Below are 370 nucleotides of genomic sequence, written 5' to 3'. Positions count from 1 at the left end.
TGGTCGCGGGCGGTGAGGGCTTTGCGGAGGTGGGGTGGGAAGATCCGGGTGGTGCGGCCGATGTCCAGGATGCGGCCTTGGCTGCCGAGGAGGATGGGGATGATGTCGGCGTCGCAGGCGATTTTGCGGACGGTGGCGGGGGTGACGGGACCGGTGAAGGCGAACGTCCCGGTCCCGGCGGGGGTTTCTGGCGCCTGATCCGTTGGGGCCGGGGTGGCGGTTGAGGCGAAGGGTGTGGGTGTGGGTGTGTGGCGGGTGTAGCGGGGGCCGTTGGCGGCGGTGGTGTGGAGGCGGTTCAGGAGGTCCTGGTAGCTGATGGTGACCATGACCTGGGGCCGGAGTCCGCCGGTGGCTGGCAGGGTGTTGGTGG

The 370-nt window shown here is 70.3% G+C and carries 1 pseudogene; it reads right to left on the bottom strand.

The window, feature by feature from the left end:
* Positions 1-370: pseudogene (locus AC1DD3_RS22170) on the bottom strand (HNH endonuclease signature motif containing protein); the annotation flags it as partial.

This window comes from Arthrobacter sp. 05T444, assembly GCF_056395905.1.
This window is presented reverse-complemented; position numbering and strand designations above follow the sequence as displayed.